This window comes from Nitrosomonas sp. (assembly GCA_031316255.1).
Taxonomy (GTDB): Bacteria; Pseudomonadota; Gammaproteobacteria; order Burkholderiales; family Nitrosomonadaceae; genus Nitrosomonas.
This window is the reverse complement of record JALDQW010000001.1, coordinates 3,235,461-3,253,072: the sequence shown is the minus strand read 5'-3', so window position 1 is coordinate 3,253,072 and position 17,612 is coordinate 3,235,461. Positions and strand designations below refer to the sequence as shown.

Sequence of the window (17,612 nt, the reverse complement as noted above, 5' to 3'; positions counted from 1 at the left end):
ATGGGAGGAGCTCAAATCTCATACCTTGGCGAATTATTGTTTTTTATTCGCTTCAGATTCGTATCTAATCGATTGTAACGCTCTGGGGCAGATTAAAAGCTAAAATTTCTCTGAGACGTAGTGCAAACTGGCTTGCGATCGGTCAAAAAAACTCATGTTATCATTATATTAGTGACTTCAATGCGATTATTCAATGGCCAATATTGATAAGATCAGTGTTCGGAAACAAATCGACACTATAAAAGCTAATTTTGAGCAATTGCAAAGCCAAGGCAAGATAGCTCCTGAAGTACAAACTTTAATGCATAGAATGCTTTTGGTCATTGATTTGATTCTGTCTATCTTTCAGGAACGCCTCACACCCAAGACAAGCAAAAACACCGGTATTCCATCTTCCCAAACAGCCAGGCAGGATGACGATCCCGTGCAGTAAACGCAAAGACAGGCAATTACGTGGCGCACCATTGAATAACCGGCGTACCCGTGAAACCGTGACCGTTGTTAGTGTAAAGACCTGCAGTGATTGTGGCGAGGATTTAAGCAAAACGGCTTGCGCAGGACTGGAGCGCAGAACCCGGATTGATATTGTGTTTGAGAAAATCGTTGAACATGTTGACGCCGAAATCAAGCAGTGTCCTCGAGTCTTTTGGGAAAACAAGACAGTTTCAACAGCTAATTATGACATAGCCTATATAAAGTCTATTTTAGGCAATTTTTTTGAATCGGAAAGTGCATTTAACCACTAATGGAACGGCATTGATGTGTTGAAGCAAAATATGGATTTCCTAAAGGGCCTTTAACATTTCTTTGTGCTACATGCATTTTCAATGAGCGCTTTACTCAGATGCGGTTTGATTATCTGCAGCAGTTGAACAAAAATTTTTGGGTTGCCGGCTAGTATCTGTCCGCTTTCCAAGTAGCTATCATTGCCTTCCAAATCGCCTACCAATCCGCCAGCTTCCTGAATTAACAGCGAGCCAGCCGCCATGTCCCACGGTGCCAGACCAATTTCCCAGAAACCATCGTAACGACCTGCGGCGACGTATGAGAGATCCAATGCGGCCGAACCGGGGCGTCGTATGCCCGCAACACGTGGAATAATATCTTTGAACATTTTCAAATAGTCTTCCACATGTGTCAGATCCCTGAACGGAATGCCTGTGCCGATAAGGCAATCTTCCATACGCGTGCGTTTGCTGACGCGAATGCGTTGATTATTCAAATATGCGCCGCCGCCTCTGCTGGCAGTAAAAAGTTCATTGTTATTTGGGTTGTAGACTACGGCTTTATTCAATAAGCCTTTGTGTTTTAATGCTATCGAGACCGAATATTGGGGAATCCCATGTAGAAAATTTGTTGTGCCATCCAATGGATCGATAATCCATTGATATTCTGTTGTTTCAAGATCTCCACGGGTTCCGCTTTCTTCTGCCAGAATGGCGTGATCCGGATAAGCATCGCGCAATATTCCAATAATGGCTTCTTCTGCAGCTTTATCGACTTCGCTGACAAAATCACTGCGGGATTTTTTGGTGATATTCAGCAGGTCCAAGTTTCGTGAGGCCTGATTAATGATGTCGCCGGCTCTGCGCGCGGCTTTAACCGCAAAGTTTAACATTGGGTGCATGGGCGTAAAATTTTAAAGAATGTAAAAACGCATAATTCTAATATGAATAGAGATTAGGTGTGTGTGAATGTGATTTAAGCGGGTTGGAAAGTAGTAGCGCAAGCAAATTTATTGCTGATCATCTTTTAAGACAGCTCCAGTATTCTTTGAATTCTTAATTTTTGCTGATTCTATCCGTAATCAAGAGAAACAATTTGTCTTGTTTGATTGACAGGCCTGGCGTCATAGGAAATTAAGGTTTTTGATGAATCTGCAAGAAGATAATTAGAGGATAATACATGAATATCGTTGAACTACTTGCATTTGTTGTTAAGAACAAAGCTTCGGATTTACATTTGTCAGCCGGTATGCCGCCTATGATTCGGGTGCATGGTGACGTCAAACGCATTAATTTGCCGGAGATGGAACATAAAGAAGTGCACAGCATGGTGTACGACATCATGAACGATGGACAACGAAAATTTTATGAAGAAAACCTGGAGTGTGACTTTTCTTTCGAAGTACCAAATCTAGCGCGTTTTCGTGTAAATGCATTTAATACTCAGCGCGGTGCTGCAGCGGTCATGCGGACAATTCCATCAGAAGTATTGACGCTGGAAGATTTAAAGGCGCCGAAGATTTTTACAGAAATTGCTAATCAACCACGGGGAGTTGTGTTGGTGACAGGGCCGACGGGATCAGGAAAATCAACAACGCTGGCGGCCATGATTAATCATATCAACGAAAATGATTATGGACATATTCTGACACTGGAAGATCCGATTGAATTTGTACATGAAAGCAAAAAATGCCTGATTAATCAGCGCGAAGTAGGGCGTGATACGCATAGTTTTGAAAAAGCATTGCGATCAGCATTACGTGAAGATCCGGATATTATCCTGGTTGGTGAGTTGCGCGATCTGGAGACTATCCGCTTGGCGATGACAGCCGCAGAAACCGGCCATTTGGTTTTCGGCACTTTGCATACCAGTTCGGCTGCAAAAACAATTGATCGTATTATTGATGTATTTCCGGCAGAAGAAAAGGACATGATCCGGGCCATGCTATCAGAATCATTAAGAGCGGTTATTTCACAAACATTACTTAAAACAAAAGACGGCAATGGCCGCGTCGCAGCGCATGAAATTATGATTGGGACACCCGCCATTCGTAACTTAATACGCGAAGCAAAGGTTGCGCAAATGTATTCGGCGATTCAAACCGGACAGAGCGTTGGTATGCAAACTCTGGATCAGAATCTTACCGATCTGGTCAGGCGTAATGTCGTGAGCGTGGATGAGGCGCGAAACAAGGCAGCCAATAAAGATAATTTCAAATAATTTTAACTGCGTTCAATAATCACAGGAATCGGCAATGGATAAAGCACAAGCCACAAAATTTATGCATGATTTGTTGCGTTTGATGTTAAATAAAAAAGCATCGGATTTGTTTATTACATCCGGATTTCCTCCGGCGTTAAAAGTGGATGGAAAAATGACGCCTGTCTCTCAGCAGTCGTTATCACCGCAGCATACCGAAGCGTTGGCGCATGCAATCATGAATGAAAAGCAGTCTGAAGAATTTGAGCGGACTAAGGAATGTAATTTTGCGATTAATCCGACCGGAATCGGACGTTTTCGTGTCAATGCATTTGTTCAACAGCAAAGAGTGGGTATCGTATTAAGAACCATTACAACAAAGATTCCTGATTTTGACGATCTGGGACTGCCGCCTGTACTCAAGGAGGTGGTGATGAGTAAGAGAGGATTGGTTATCTTTGTGGGAGGTACCGGTTCTGGTAAATCGACATCAATGGCTGCGCTCATTGGTCACCGTAATAAGAACAGCTACGGTCATATTATTACAATTGAAGATCCCGTCGAGTATGTGCATGAACATATAAACTGCGTGATCACGCAACGCGAAGTGGGCGTCGATACCGAATCCTGGGAAGCTGCTTTGAAAAATACATTGCGCCAGGCGCCGGATGTAATTCTGATCGGCGAGATTCGCGACCGGGAAACGATGGAGCATGCCATCGCATTTGCTGAAACAGGGCATCTTTGCATGGGCACGCTGCATGCAAACAGCGCAAATCAGGCGCTTGACCGGATAATAAATTTTTTTCCGGAAGAACGACGGGCACAATTGTTAATGGATTTGTCCCTGAATTTAAGGGGTTTGATCGCGCAACGCCTGGTGCCAAAGAGAGATGAAAAGGGACGTGTTGCCGCAATCGAAATCATGCTGAATTCTCCGTTGATCTCAGACCTGATATTCAAAGGCGATGTGCATGAAATCAAGGAAATCATGAAGAAATCACGTGAACTTGGCATGCAAACATTTGATATGTGTCTTTTTGAATTGTATGAAACAGGACTCATAAGCTATGAAGATGCTTTAAGAAACGCAGATTCAATGAATGAGTTACGTCTACAGATCAAGCTGAAAGGAAAAGAAGCAAAAGATACAGACTTAAATGCGGGTATCGCACATTTGGCAATTCAGGAATAAGAATAACAAATACGATTGTCAGAGCCGTCATAAGCGTGCATAGTTTTACTATGCAAAGCAAGCAATTTATCCATAATCCGGTCGATTTTGTGGCGCAGCAGGGCGGTAGTTATGCAATTGCACTGGGTATTGATCTGAACGATCTGAAACCTGCGGAAATTTTCAAATGGTTTCTTGCCGCCCTGCTTTATGGTGCACGCATTTCCGAAAAAATCGCCACGCATACCTGGCAGGTGTTTAATAAGCACGCTGTCATGTCACCTGAGAAAATTATCAGCACCGGTTGGGATGGATTAGTAGCGCTACTGGATGAAGGTGGGTACGCACGTTATGATTTCAAAACAGCAGCCAAGCTATTGACTGTGAATCAGATGTTACTGAGCAACTATGCCGGAAATTTGAATCAACTACATGCAGAAGCAAAGGATGCGCATGATTTGGATCAGCGTGTTAGAACGCTGGGTAAAGGTGTCGGCAGTGTCACAACACATATTTTTTTGCGGGAAATGCGCGGATTATGGCGCAAGGCCATGCCGCCACTTTCACCTTTGGCTTTAAACGCCGCAAAAGCTTTGGGTTACTTGCCAAACGATATCAATAGCGATGCCCAGGCATTTGGCCTGCTACAACGATTGTGGCTGGAAAGTAACCAGAAAGCGAAGCATTTTTCCCATTTTGAATCAGCCCTGGTACGTTATGGATTGCATTTAAGGCACCAGGACAGAAGAGCTGCTCATTAAACGGCTGGGTCATACGACAGACAGTCAACTTGATTTTGGCTAATTAATCCCTATATCAAAGATATATCCGATTGATGAGAAAGCCGCATGATAAATTATCGCACATCTTCCATTCGTGAGCCTGCCGTGGCTGGATTGTTTTACCCGGCTGATGCGCAGCAGTTATCACAAGATATTCAACATCTCATTGCCGGCTCAGAGCGGTACGAACTGATTCCCAAGGCGCTGATTGTCCCGCACGCAGGTTATATCTATTCCGGCGCCGTTGCAGCCTCGGCATATCGTACATTACTTCCAATGGCTGTTGCCATAAAACGCGTTATTTTATTAGGCCCTACACATCGTGTGGCAGTGCGAGGGCTGGCGTTGCCCAATGCAGCTTATTTCAGTACGCCACTCGGAACAGTTGCAGTCGACAAAACAGCGATACAAGCCATTTCTGATCTGCTTCAAGTGAATATCAGTTCTGAGGCGCATATGCTGGAGCATTCGCTCGAAGTGCAATTGCCCTTTTTACAGCATGTTTTGGATGATTTCAGCGTATTGCCATTGGCTGTTGGGACGGCCTCGGCTGAAGAGGTAGCCGGTGTGCTCGATCGAGTTTGGGGCGGGGATGAGACACTGATAATAGTGAGTTCGGATCTCTCACATTATTTACCCTATGCAACGGCAAAGCAAGTAGATCGTGATACCGTGGAATCAATTTTGCAGTTAAAGCAACCCATAACGCATGATCATGCCTGTGGTGGTACGCCGATTAGTGGCCTGATTGTAGCAGCCCAAAGACACCATTTGAAGCCGCAGTTACTGGATTTACGCAATTCAGGTGATACCGCTGGTTTGCGTGATCGGGTTGTAGGATATGCCGCGATAGCATTTTGTTAAGTTGATTGAGTAATATCATGCATTCTGACGAAATACGCGATGAGAAAGGAAAAACACTACTGCAGATTGCGCGATTATCGATTGCGCGTGCTTTGCAGGTTGACGATCTTGAAACCGAATCGGTCGATACGACAGAAAAATGGCTTGCCGAGCCGGGCGCCACGTTTGTCACTTTGACGCAATATAATCGTTTGCGCGGGTGTATCGGATCATTGCACACGCACCAGACCTTGCTTGAAAATGTCAGCCGCAACGCCATATCGGCAGCTTTGCATGACAACCGGTTTTTGCCGGTAACAGCCGAAGAATTTGATTCAATCCGAGTCGAAGTCTCAGTGTTGTCAGCCTTGCAACCGATGGCTTTCAGTAGCGAAGCGGATGCACTGGCGCAATTGCGGCCGGATATCGATGGTGTCATGTTTGAATGGGGTGTTTACCGCAGCACATTTCTGCCGCAGGTATGGGAAAGCTTGCCGCAGCCGCGGGATTTTTTAGCGCAATTAAAATTAAAAGCCGGACTGAATGCTGATTTCTGGAATGATACGATTCATTTGTCGCGATACACCGTTAAAAAATGGCGAGAAACCGATTATAGCGAGGAAAAGAGCAATGGATGAACCAATCAGTGCAACCGAGCAGTTTCCTGCGAAGTACTGGCATATGTTGGATGACGGGCGCATACAATGTGATTTATGTCCGCGCGATTGCCGATTGCATGACGGCCAGCGTGGTGCATGCTTTGTGAGGGGCCGTGTTGGAGACAGCATGGTGTTAACCACCTATGGGCGATCTTCCGGTTTTTGTGTCGACCCGATCGAAAAAAAACCGCTTAATCATTTTTATCCGGGCAGCAGTATTCTTTCATTTGGCACCGCAGGATGTAACCTGGCGTGCAAATTTTGCCAGAACTGGGATATTTCCAAATCGCGCAGTTTTGATAAACTGGCCGCTCAAGCAAGTCCGGAAGAAATTGCCAATACAGCGGTGTCACTCGGTTGTAAAAGTATTGCGTTTACCTATAATGACCCGGTGATTTTTGCCGAATATGCGATGGATGTCGCCGATGCTTGTCATGCAGAAAACATAAACACTGTGGCCGTGACGGCGGGCTATATCCATGCTGAACCCCGGCGGGAATTTTTTGCCAAAATGGATGCGGCGAATGTGGATTTGAAAGCATTTACTGAAGCATTCTATGTCAAACAAACCGGATCGCACTTGCAGCCCGTATTGGAAACATTGAAATATCTCAAGCATGAAACCAATGTATGGTTTGAGCTGACCACCTTATTGATACCTGGCCTCAATGACTCGGTGAATGAAATTGAAGCCATGAGCACATGGATTGTGAATGAACTGGGTGTAGATGTGCCGTTGCACTTCAGTGCATTTCATCCGGATTATAAAATGAACAATATTCTCGCAACGCCGAAGGAAACATTGATTCATGCGCGGAAAACGGCGATTGATGCGGGATTAAAATATGTCTATACCGGTAATGTGCACAATGTGTCAGGTGATACGACTTATTGTCCGTCGTGCGAGCATGCTGTCATTGTACGCGACTGGTATGAGATTGAAAGCTATCGATTGAGTGATGATGGTAGGTGCGCACATTGCGGCGCTCTAATTGCCGGATGTTTTGAGAGGTTTTCCGGTAGTTTCGGGCGGCATCATATCCCTGTTGCGATTCAACATCGATCGCAATCCGCACCCCACGTTTCAGCAGATACTTGATAAAGAATTAACCGGTCAGTGCCCATACGACTCGGTGTTCTGGCATTTGTTTCAGGCGTTGGCCTGTTGCAATGGCAGGCTGATTTGCCCGCGATGTACCCATCGCTGATTTTACTGCTGTTGCTGAGCGCACTTATAGTGTGCTGGCGTTCACAAAATACGTTTCTGAATGTAATCAGCCAATATTTGTTTTTAATTCTTCTGTTTGGCAGCGGTTTTTTCTGGGCGGCAAGCATGGCGCACTGGCGTTTGGCTGACTCACTGCCAAAAGCATGGGAGGGCAGAGATGTCCGGATTATTGGTGTGATATCCAGTTTGCCGCAGCAGAATGATAGAAGAGTACGATTCAAGTTTGATGTCGAGCAAATACTGACACCACAAGCACATGTGCCAAAACGTTTGTCGCTATCGTGGTATCTGCATGGCGCGTCAAGAAATGAAGATCCGGAATTACCGGTTATCAAGGTAGGTGAACGCTGGCAAATAACAGTCCGTTTGAAACGTCCACATAGTACCGCAAATCCGTATGGTTTTGACTATGAAGCTTGGGCGTTGGAACGCAATATTCGTGCTGTTGGGTACGTGCGGCCGGTACCGGATAATCAGCGGCTGGATGCTCAAGCAAACGGTTTCTTGTACTGGGTAGCGTCGCAGCGTCAGCAGATTCAGCAGCGGTTTAATTCAATTTTGGCTGATCAGGGTTATGCAGGTGTTCTTATGACGCTGGCAACGGGCGATCAACGCGCCATACCGTCCGATCAGTGGCAGATTTTTACGCGTACCGGTACCAACCATTTAATGGCGATTTCCGGTCTGCATATTACGCTAGTAGCCAGCTTGACTTACATATTGGCTTTCGCTTTGTGGCGCAGCAATGTAACGCTGTTATTACGCCTGCCCGCACGCCGGGCGGCGGTTTTTGCCGGTCTGATTGTGGCATTTGGCTATGCGTTGCTTTCCGGTTTTGCTATTCCGGCGCAACGTGCTTTTTTCATGCTGGCGGTTGTTGCTGCGGCTATATGGTATGGGCGTATAGCGGCGCCATCAACTGTGTTGGCATGTGCTTTGTTTTTGGTTATTCTGATCGATCCTTGGGCTGTGTTATCAGCTGGGTTCTGGCTGTCGTTTGGTGCAATCGGCATCATCATGCTCGTGACCGTGGGACGTATTGGCACTATGCACTGGCTCACAGGTTGGCTGCGTGTGCAGTGGGCGATTACACTCGGGCTGATTCCGTTGTTGTTGACCTTGTTTCAACAGGTGTCGTTGGTGTCGCCTTTCGCAAACGCTGTTGCCATCCCGCTGGTCAGTCTGGTTGTTGTGCCGTTAACACTGCTGGCTGTCATACCGCTGTTTGAATTCCTGTTGCCCTTGGCGCATAGTGTATTGAGTGTCGTCATGTGGTTTTTGCACTGGTTAAATGAATTGCCGCAGCCGGTCTGGCAGCAGCATATCCCGCCATTGTGGACGATTCCTGTTGCTATTATTGGTGTGGTCTGGCTATTGCTACCAGGCAGTTTGGGACTGGGTTTTTTCTCGGGTTTTCCGGCGCGCTGGCTAGGTATCATTGCACTGTTGCCTCTGTTTCTGGTGTTACCACCAAAGCCGCAACATGGCGCATTGTGGTTGACGGTTCTCGATGTTGGACAGGGGCTTGCAGTGGTTGCGCAAACCCAAAATCATACGCTACTGTTTGACAGCGGACCGCCACTGGGTGACTCGGATAGTGGCGAACGCATTATCAAGCCTTTTTTGCTGGCGCAGGGAATTCACAAGCTGGACACTATGATTATTTCGCATGCGGATGCCGATCATAGCGGCGGTGCGTTATCGATCCTTAACGCTATGCCAGTTAACACAATTTTATCCTCACTTGATAAAACACACCCCATTTCTCTGGCCGCCGAACGAACCACGATGTGTGTAATAAATCAATCCTGGCAGTGGGATGGTGTTGTCTTTGAAGTTTTGCATCCGGCAGCACAGATTTACCAGAATCCGAATCGCAAAACCAATTCAAGCAGTTGCGTGCTGAAAATAACCACACCCTACGGTAGTGTTTTAATACCGGCTGATATCGATCGCAACTCGGAACAGATGTTACTTGACTCGGCTTATGAAAAACTGCCGTCAACAGTGCTGATCGCACCGCATCACGGTAGTCTGACGTCTTCCAGCAAGGATTTCGTGCGTCAGGTTAATCCCACTCTGACCGTTTTTACAGTGGGTTACCGTAACCGGTTCGGCCATCCCAGAGAAGCGGTCGTCAATCGTTATCGCGAATTGGGAAATACGCTGCTGCGCAGCGACTGGCATGGCGCCATATTGGTGCGATTTGATAAAACAGGGTTGTCAGTGGATAGTTGGCGACAGGTTCGTCCACGTTATTGGCAGCAGAAATTTCCTGAAGATAAGTAAAGCAAATTAACAGACAGTGAAGTCAAAATTCCATGATCGACATTGCAATCGCGCTATGAATCTGATCATGCTAGCGTGGTTTAGGTATAGCCACCTGCTTGCAATGCACAAAATCGCTTATCCAATGTTCCAGTAAAGTCTAGTACGCATCAATCGTCAAAGCACCAGTAAAACCACCCGGCAACTATTCCTTTAACGCGTAATTTGTTGATCTAATCCATTCTAAAATAATATGTTGATATATAATGAATCAATGTTTCTGTAGGGTGCTTTAATCTGTAAAGTGAAACTTGGCCATTTTATTTTTGTAATATTTAAAACTGAAAAATTGATAAAAAAACTGTCGCTAATTCGGAATATCTGTATTCCTCTTATATTGATTTGTCTATCAAATCAAAGCGCTGCCAAAGATATCGCTGCTGTAGTGACCGCACATCCATTGGCAACATCAGCGGGTTATGCCATTCTGGAACAAGGGGGTAATGCTTTTGATGCCGCTGTTGCGGTAAGTGCAGTATTGGCTGTAGTGGAACCGTATGCTTCAGGGTTGGGCGGTGGTGGATTTTGGTTGCTACATGACGCAAAAACGGGCCGCGATATCATGATTGACGGACGTGAAGTAGCGCCATCCGGTGCATCTGAAAAAATGTATCTGGACGATAACGGTCAACCGATACCCGGAAAATCGTTGAATGGTCCAATCGCTGCGGGAATTCCTGGAACACCTGCAGCACTTGTGCATCTGACGGAAAAATATGGAAAACTTGATCTGACGCAGAACCTTTCGTCCGCAATCAAATTGGCAAAAGACGGTTTTAAAATCGATCAACGTTTTGCCCGATCATTGCAGCATCATGAACAGAAATTGGCCAAATACGCCGATAGCGCAAAGATTTTCTTGCCTCATGGAAAACCGCCTGTTGCTGGTCAATTATTACGCCAGCCACAATTGGCAACCACTTTGGCATCGATAGCGAAATCCGGCCACCGCGGCTTTTATCAGGGTACAGTTGCACAGACACTTGTCCGTTCGGTCAAAAAAGCCGGAGGGGTATGGGTTGAACGGGATTTAAGTAATTATCAGGTGGTAGAACGGGTTCCTGTTCAGTTTAATTATCGTCATGCGAGAATTACAACGGCTTCGTTACCCTCGGCAGGCGGCTTAACGCTTGCGCAGGCGTTGAATATCCTCGAAATCTTATTATTTCATGAAAAAGAAGTATATGATCAGGCGCACTTGATCGTCGAGGCATTGCGTTTGACATATAAAGACCGGGCTGAATTGCTTGGAGACAATGATTTTATTCAAGTGCCGACAGAACGATTAGCGAGCAAAGCCTATGCGCGTAATCAGGCAGCATTGATTGACTTTGATCGTGCGGGAAAGCGTTTGTTGGAGCAACCAGAATTGAAAGAAGGTGGCGAAACCACTCATTTCTCAATAATCGATGGATCGGGAAACCGTGTTGCGGCCACGATGAGTATTAATACCTTTTTCGGCTCCGGATTTGTGGCAGGAAATACAGGGGTATTGCTGAATAACGAGATGGATGATTTTGCAATGGGCGAACATATACCCAATGTTTTTGGTTTATACGGTTCACGTGCAAATATCATTTCGCCGGGGAAACGCCCATTATCCAGCATGTCGCCGACTTTTATAGAAGATAATAAGGGAATCTTGATTGTCGGCACACCGGGCGGCTCGCGCATTATCAGCATGGTTTTGTTGGTGATTCTGGACTATGTAAATAATGCGCAAACGGATCCTGAAAAACTTGTAGCAAAACCGCGATTTCATCATCAATACTTGCCTGATTTTATTCAAATTGAGCCGGATGCATTCGATTCGGATTGGATCACTGCGTTGCAGTCCAGAGGACATGAAGTCCGCGACATAAAACGGAAATGGGGGAATATGCAGTTGATTTATTTTGATAAAAAAAATCAACGCTCAATTGCGGCAAACGACCCGAGAGGCATATTGGATACACACTATTAATTGTGCAAAAGGATTAAACTTGGATCATGGAAGATTTGATTGGCAAACCAATCAAATCTTCCATGTTAAAATAACGTTGACGTTCGATAGCGAGTTGCGTTATTTTGCATGGTTTACTGTTTCACATATTTATTTAATTTTACAATCAATGTCGTCAAAGTTTTATGACAAAAACGTCAAAAGTATCCGCCGCAAATCTGCCAGAAAGCTTTGAACAAGCATCCATCGAACTGGAAAATATTGTTGCAGAGATGGAAGCAGGGCAGATGTCGCTGGAAGCTTCGCTCGATGCCTATAAACGTGGTGCAGCGCTGTTGCAATTCTGTCAAAAACAATTGCAGGATGCGCAGCAACAAGTACGTATACTTGAGGCTGATTTGTTGAAAGACTATACAATCTCCGATACTCATGACCGCTGATTTTCAAAATTGGGCGAGTCAATGTCAGGCGTCAATCGAAAGTTTCCTTGATACCCGATTACCCGGTAAGGATTGTGTGCCTTATCGATTACACCAGGCGATGCGTTATGCTGTCCTGGGTGGCGGAAAACGCGTGCGTCCATTATTGGCTTTTGCAGCCGGAGAGCTTGGTGGGGCCGATGTTGGCCGTGTAGCAGTGGTGGGCGCCGCTGTTGAACTTATACATGCATACTCATTGGTCCATGATGATATGCCATGCATGGATAACGATGTACTCCGGCGTGGAAAGCCAACCTGCCATATTGAATTCGACGAGGCCACAGCTTTATTGACTGGAGATAGCCTGCAGACACTGGCTTTTGAACTGCTTGCAGAGATGAAACTGGCTGACGATCCAAAAATTCAATTGAGTATGATAAAACAGCTTGCAAATGCCTCCGGATCCAGGGGAATGGCGGGCGGGCAGGCGTTTGACCTGGATAATGTCGGCAAAACACTTACGTTGCCCGAACTGGAGTTTATGCATATCCATAAAACCGGCGCATTAATTCGTGCTGCAGTAATGCTCGGTGCACATTGCAGTGATCAATTGAATAAGACACAATTAGAGAAACTAGATCATTTTGCAAAATATGTCGGGCTGGCATTCCAGGTTGTTGACGATTTATTGGACGCTGAAGCAACTACAGCGACATTAGGCAAGACCGCGGGTAAAGACGCGGAAAATAACAAGCCAACCTATGTCAGTATCATGGGTATACGCGAAGCGCGTGAACTGGCGGAAAAACTGCAACATGATGCGGGTAAGATATTGAATGAATTTGGTGATGCAGCCAATCGATTGCGTCAAGTTACCGATTTCATTATTAATCGCAAATTCTAGTATTTTTTATATTGATAATAAACCCAAGCCTTGAATGTATCCATTGTTAGATAGTATTAGCTCACCCGCCCAATTACGTAAATTGGATGTTAAAGACTTGCCAGAATTCGCAAAAGAGTTACGCAATTTTTTAATTGAATCCGTTTCAAAAACGGGTGGCCATTTATCCTCAAATCTTGGCACTGTTGAATTAACAATAGCCTTGCATTATGTATTTAACACTCCGCGTGATCAGCTGGTCTGGGATGTCGGTCATCAGACATATGCGCATAAAATACTGACGGGCAGACGTGATGCGATGAAGAAACTGCGCATGCATGGCGGAATATCCGGATTTCCCAAAAGAGAAGAGAGTGAATATGATGCGTTCGGTACGGCTCATTCGAGTACCTCCATTAGCGCTGCACTTGGAATGGCGGTAGCAAGTCAATTAAAACGGGATGATCGACGTGCAGTGGCCATTATTGGGGACGGCGCGATGAGTGCAGGCATGGCGTTTGAGGCATTGAATAATGCGGGTGTTATGGATGCCAACTTATTGGTTATCCTGAATGATAACGATATGTCAATTTCCAGACCGGTTGGCGCGCTCAATAATTATCTCGCAAAGCTTATGTCTGGTCGTTTTTACGCAACTGCGCGCCGAGCAGGTGAGAAAATGCTGGGTGTTGTACCACCAATGCTGGAACTGGCCAAGCGTGCGGAAGAACATATGAAAGGGATGGTAACTCCGGAAGGCACGCTGTTTGAAGAGTTCGGTTTTAATTATATCGGCCCCATAGATGGGCATGATATCAAAGTCCTGGTGACAACGCTAAAGAACATCAAGAATCTGGAAGGACCGCAGTTTCTTCATGTCGTAACCCGTAAAGGGGCTGGTTATCAGGTTGCCGAAGAAGATCCGATTTTGTATCACGGTGTAAGCCAATTCGATCCGCAGGAAGGCATTACCTCCAAACCATCGAGCAAACTGACCTATACACAAGTATTTGGTAATTGGTTGTGTGACATGGCCGCCAAGGACTCACGTTTAATTGGTATCACACCGGCAATGCGTGAAGGTTCTGGCTTGGTGAAATTTTCCCAAGAATATCCCGACCGCTATTTTGATGTCGGTATTGCTGAGCAGCATGCCGTAACATTTGCTGCGGGAGCCGCATGTAATGGATTAAAACCCGTCGTTGCAATATATTCAACTTTTTTGCAACGCGCCTATGATCAGCTGATTCATGACGTTGATCTTCAGAATTTGCCAGTGCTGTTTGCAATTGATCGCGCAGGATTAGTAGGGGCGGATGGGCCAACCCATGCCGGGAGCTTCGATTTGTCGTATTTACGTTGCATTCCCAATATGACTGTGATGACACCGTCGGATGAAAATGAATGCCGGCAAATGCTTTACACCGCATTTAAACTGGATACGCCAACTGCGGTCAGATATCCGCGTGGAAGCGGCTCAGGCGCAGAAATTCAAGCAGAAATGACCGAACTGCCAGTTGGCCGCGGTGTTGTTCGGCGTGATGGAGAGAAGATTGCCTTCCTTGCTTTTGGCAGTATGTTGACACCGTGCATGGCTGCAGCAAATGAATTAAATGCCTCAGTGGCTGATATGCGTTTTGTTAAACCGCTAGATGATGCATTAGTTGCAACTTTGGCCGCTAATCACGATCTATTAGTCACTGTTGAAGAGAATACGGTGATGGGTGGCGCCGGCAGTGCTGTAATGGAATCTCTGAGCAAACAAAAGATCAATGTCAAAATCCTGCTGCTTGGCTTGCCCGATACCTATCTAGATCAGGGCGATCATGCGCAAATGTTAACTGACTGTGGATTAAACAAAGCAGGCATTGTTCAATCTGTGCGGGAATACTTATCCTGATTACTCAATCACGATTATGCCAGACAGTCAAACAAATTACAGCTGATAATTTGTTTAACTTATTGTCAAAATAACTTATACAATCTCGTTTGATGGGATATGAAATGAATAAAGAAATAGATTTGCCCATCGCTGATGTGCAAAGTACACATGATACGCGCCGTATTGCGATTGACCGGGTAGGCATTAAAGCGATTCGTCATCCAGTTGTCGTTGCAGATAAAGATGACGGCATACAGCACACCGTGGCGATGTTCAACATGTACGTCAATTTGCCGCATAAATTCAAAGGGACGCATATGTCCCGATTCGTCGAAATTCTCAATAGCCACGAACGTGAAATTTCAGTGGAATCGTTCAAAACCATATTGCAGGAAATGGTGGAAAAACTGGAAAGTGATTCCGGTCATATTGAAATGACATTTCCATACTTTATTAATAAAGCTGCGCCAGTTTCCGGCGTAAAAAGCTTGCTGGATTATGAGGCAACATTTATCGGCGAGATCAAAAACGGCGAGTATGTGTTCACCATCAAAGTTGTTGTGCCGATAACAAGCTTGTGCCCATGCTCAAAGAAAATATCCGATTATGGCGCACATAATCAACGTTCACACGTCACCATAGCTGCACAAACTAACAGCTTTGTCTGGATTGAGGATATCATCAAAATTGCTGAAAATAATGCTTCTTGCGAGCTTTATGGGTTACTCAAACGTCCGGATGAGAAATATGTGACGGAGAAAGCTTATGACAATCCGAAATTTGTCGAGGATATCGTTAGAGATATTGCAGATACATTGAACAATGATAACCGGATTGACGCTTATGTCGTTGAATCAGAAAATTTTGAATCGATTCACAATCATTCAGCGTATGCGTTGATTGAACATAACAAAAAGACCGTTAATCTAGTGCGATAGGCGTCACTTCGGTTTCTCATCAAACTGCTGTTTGGAAAAGTCCCTAAGTCGGAAACCGAACACCCAGAGTGTGGCGAAATAACTGCTTGCGCCGATTAGAATAATTACGCTTAATCGGCTGGCGCGTACTGCCGCCGTATCGGCAAGCCATGATGCGTCTGTACCTGAGAAAACCCACAAAACAGTTCCCATGACGAACAAAGCAGCCAAAATTTTCAGAATAAATACACGCCAACCCGGCTGCGGCTGATAAATATCATGACTGCGCAGTTTGTAATACAGCAAGCCTGCATTAAGACAAGCACCGAGTCCAATCGCTAGCGCCAGTCCGGCATGTTTGAGCGGTATGATGAATGCCAGATTCATTAATTGAGTAGCAACCAAGGTAATAATGGCTATTTTTACCGGGGTTTTGATATTTTGACGGGCGTAAAAACCCGGTGCCAATACCTTAACCAGAATAAGGCCGATTAGACCCAGGCTATAGGCTATGAGTGCGTCGCGAGTCATGAAAACATCATGATCTGTGAACGCGCCATAATGAAAAAGTGTGGCTATCAATGGCGTTGATAATAAAGCCAATGCAAGCGCAGCGGGCAAGGTCAGCAATATTGTCAGGCGCAACCCCCAATCTAAAAGTCGTGAATATGCTTCCGTACTGTGGTTGCTATAGTGTTTAGCTAAAGAGGGCAATAAAACTGTTCCCAAAGCTACACCTAAAAGACCTGCAGGAAACTCCATCAGACGATCTGCGTAGTAAAGCCAGGAAACACTTCCGGTTATCAGCAGGGAAGCAAAAATTGTATTAATCAGCATACTGATTTGGCCAACGGATACGCCAAATACAGCCGGTCCCATTAATTTGAGAACGCGCCATGCACCTTGATCATGTGTTTTAAAGCGTATTCGCGGCATGAGTTTCAGCCGTAACAGATAAGGAAACTGAAAGCAGAGCTGCAATACGCCGCCAAAAAATACGGCCCATGCCAATGCCTTGACAGGGGGATCCATATATGGCGTGAGCCAAAATGCGCATGCAATAAACGATATATTTAACAGTGCGGGTGTCAATGCCGGCACATAAAATTTTCCGTATGTATTTAATATTCCGCCAGCCAGTGAAACCAGTGAAATAAAAAAAATGTATGGAAATGTGATCTGCAATAGCTCAACGGTTAAATTGAATTTCTCTGAATCAGCTGAGAATCCAGGCGCGCTTGCATAAATTATCAAAGGCGCAGCGACGATACCAATCAGTGTTACAACGAACAGAACGAGGCTTAACAATGTGGCGATATGATCAACCAGTTGTTTTGTCTCTTCTGCAGAACGCGTGTTTTTATATTCGGCCAGAATGGGAACGAAGGCTTGGGAGAAGGCTCCTTCGGCAAACAAGCGCCGTAAAAGATTGGGAATACGAAAAGCCACAAAAAAGGCATCAGTTGCCATACCCGCACCAAAAATACGCGCAATAATGACATCACGTATAAAACCGAGAATGCGGGAAATAAAAGTCATGCTGCTGACAGCAGCGAGTGCGCGCAGAAGATTCAAAGTCGTTGGATTATCGAAAATTAATGATTAATATTTTGAGTAAATTTAAGTTTTT

General features: G+C 45.3%; 16 protein-coding genes. 14 read left to right on the top strand and 2 right to left on the bottom strand.

The genetic code is table 11. The annotated features are described in order from the left end of the window. The first annotated feature begins 193 nt into the window (after positions 1 to 193). The gene (locus MRK00_14420) at positions 194 to 433 is read left to right on the top strand and encodes a hypothetical protein (GenBank protein ID MDR4518561.1); all 240 of its coding nucleotides are present in this window, start codon (positions 194 to 196) and stop codon (positions 431 to 433) included. Next, entirely contained in the window at positions 414 to 746 is a 333-nt protein-coding gene (locus MRK00_14415) for a hypothetical protein (protein ID MDR4518560.1), read from the top strand. Before MRK00_14420 ends, MRK00_14415 begins: the two co-directional genes overlap by 20 nt. Positions 747 to 796: 50 nt before the next feature. Here MRK00_14415 and MRK00_14410 read toward each other — a convergent pair whose 3' ends face one another. Continuing rightward, positions 797 to 1,627 carry an inositol monophosphatase gene (locus MRK00_14410; protein ID MDR4518559.1) on the bottom strand — a complete coding sequence of 277 codons (831 nt, stop codon included), beginning with the start codon at positions 1,625 to 1,627 and terminating at the stop codon, positions 797 to 799. A gap of 278 nt (positions 1,628 to 1,905) precedes the next feature. On the opposite strand from MRK00_14410, the gene MRK00_14405 reads away from it, so the two are divergent. From MRK00_14405 to folE2, 12 genes are all read left to right on the top strand, one after another. Then, positions 1,906 to 2,946, top strand: a complete 1,041-nt coding sequence (locus MRK00_14405; GenBank protein ID MDR4518558.1) for a type IV pilus twitching motility protein PilT — start codon at positions 1,906 to 1,908, stop codon at positions 2,944 to 2,946. 34 nt (positions 2,947 to 2,980) lie between these two features. Then, entirely contained in the window at positions 2,981 to 4,120 is a 1,140-nt protein-coding gene (locus MRK00_14400; GenBank protein MDR4518557.1) for a PilT/PilU family type 4a pilus ATPase, read from the top strand. A gap of 35 nt (positions 4,121 to 4,155) precedes the next feature. After that, positions 4,156 to 4,860 carry a hypothetical protein gene (locus MRK00_14395; protein ID MDR4518556.1) on the top strand — a complete coding sequence of 235 codons (705 nt, stop codon included), beginning with the start codon at positions 4,156 to 4,158 and terminating at the stop codon, positions 4,858 to 4,860. Between the two features lie 87 nt (positions 4,861 to 4,947). Then, positions 4,948 to 5,745, top strand: a complete 798-nt coding sequence (gene amrB, locus MRK00_14390; GenBank protein ID MDR4518555.1) for an AmmeMemoRadiSam system protein B — start codon at positions 4,948 to 4,950, stop codon at positions 5,743 to 5,745. Between the two features lie 17 nt (positions 5,746 to 5,762). After that, positions 5,763 to 6,362 (top strand): AmmeMemoRadiSam system protein A, encoded by a 600-nt coding sequence (amrA, locus tag MRK00_14385; GenBank protein MDR4518554.1) that lies wholly within the window; start codon positions 5,763 to 5,765, stop codon positions 6,360 to 6,362. Beyond that, positions 6,355 to 7,482: an AmmeMemoRadiSam system radical SAM enzyme gene (gene amrS, locus MRK00_14380; protein MDR4518553.1), complete on the top strand. Its 1,128-nt coding sequence runs from the start codon at positions 6,355 to 6,357 to the stop codon at positions 7,480 to 7,482. The genes amrA and amrS overlap by 8 nt, the downstream gene beginning before the upstream one ends. A gap of 24 nt (positions 7,483 to 7,506) precedes the next feature. Continuing rightward, positions 7,507 to 9,900, top strand: coding sequence for a DNA internalization-related competence protein ComEC/Rec2 (locus MRK00_14375; GenBank protein ID MDR4518552.1), 2,394 nt, complete (start codon positions 7,507 to 7,509; stop codon positions 9,898 to 9,900). A 376-nt stretch (positions 9,901 to 10,276) separates the two neighbouring features. After that, positions 10,277 to 11,902, top strand: a complete 1,626-nt coding sequence (gene ggt, locus MRK00_14370; protein MDR4518551.1) for a gamma-glutamyltransferase — start codon at positions 10,277 to 10,279, stop codon at positions 11,900 to 11,902. 164 nt (positions 11,903 to 12,066) lie between these two features. Beyond that, positions 12,067 to 12,321, top strand: coding sequence for an exodeoxyribonuclease VII small subunit (locus MRK00_14365; protein ID MDR4518550.1), 255 nt, complete (start codon positions 12,067 to 12,069; stop codon positions 12,319 to 12,321). Then, entirely contained in the window at positions 12,311 to 13,204 is an 894-nt protein-coding gene (locus tag MRK00_14360) for a polyprenyl synthetase family protein (GenBank protein MDR4518549.1), read from the top strand. The genes MRK00_14365 and MRK00_14360 overlap by 11 nt, the downstream gene beginning before the upstream one ends. A 34-nt stretch (positions 13,205 to 13,238) precedes the next feature. Then, the gene (gene dxs, locus MRK00_14355; protein MDR4518548.1) at positions 13,239 to 15,083 is read left to right on the top strand and encodes a 1-deoxy-D-xylulose-5-phosphate synthase; all 1,845 of its coding nucleotides are present in this window, start codon (positions 13,239 to 13,241) and stop codon (positions 15,081 to 15,083) included. Positions 15,084 to 15,187: 104 nt separating this feature from the next. Beyond that, entirely contained in the window at positions 15,188 to 16,003 is an 816-nt protein-coding gene (folE2, locus tag MRK00_14350) for a GTP cyclohydrolase FolE2 (GenBank protein MDR4518547.1), read from the top strand. Between the two features lie 3 nt (positions 16,004 to 16,006). On the opposite strand, the gene murJ is transcribed toward folE2, so the two are convergent. Next, the gene (gene murJ, locus MRK00_14345; protein MDR4518546.1) at positions 16,007 to 17,557 is read right to left on the bottom strand and encodes a murein biosynthesis integral membrane protein MurJ; all 1,551 of its coding nucleotides are present in this window, start codon (positions 17,555 to 17,557) and stop codon (positions 16,007 to 16,009) included. Positions 17,558 to 17,612 lie beyond the last annotated feature (55 nt).

Coding starts and splice junctions, on each gene's coding strand:
- MRK00_14420 (MDR4518561.1), top strand. CDS start 194: ATGGCCAATATTGATAAGATCAGTGTTCGGAAACAAATCGACACTATA.
- MRK00_14415 (MDR4518560.1), top strand. CDS start 414: ATGACGATCCCGTGCAGTAAACGCAAAGACAGGCAATTACGTGGCGCA.
- MRK00_14410 (MDR4518559.1), bottom strand. CDS start 1,627: ATGCACCCAATGTTAAACTTTGCGGTTAAAGCCGCGCGCAGAGCCGGC.
- MRK00_14405 (MDR4518558.1), top strand. CDS start 1,906: ATGAATATCGTTGAACTACTTGCATTTGTTGTTAAGAACAAAGCTTCG.
- MRK00_14400 (MDR4518557.1), top strand. CDS start 2,981: ATGGATAAAGCACAAGCCACAAAATTTATGCATGATTTGTTGCGTTTG.
- amrB (MDR4518555.1), top strand. CDS start 4,948: ATGATAAATTATCGCACATCTTCCATTCGTGAGCCTGCCGTGGCTGGA.
- amrA (MDR4518554.1), top strand. CDS start 5,763: ATGCATTCTGACGAAATACGCGATGAGAAAGGAAAAACACTACTGCAG.
- amrS (MDR4518553.1), top strand. CDS start 6,355: ATGGATGAACCAATCAGTGCAACCGAGCAGTTTCCTGCGAAGTACTGG.
- MRK00_14365 (MDR4518550.1), top strand. CDS start 12,067: ATGACAAAAACGTCAAAAGTATCCGCCGCAAATCTGCCAGAAAGCTTT.
- MRK00_14360 (MDR4518549.1), top strand. CDS start 12,311: ATGACCGCTGATTTTCAAAATTGGGCGAGTCAATGTCAGGCGTCAATC.
- dxs (MDR4518548.1), top strand. CDS start 13,239: ATGTATCCATTGTTAGATAGTATTAGCTCACCCGCCCAATTACGTAAA.
- folE2 (MDR4518547.1), top strand. CDS start 15,188: ATGAATAAAGAAATAGATTTGCCCATCGCTGATGTGCAAAGTACACAT.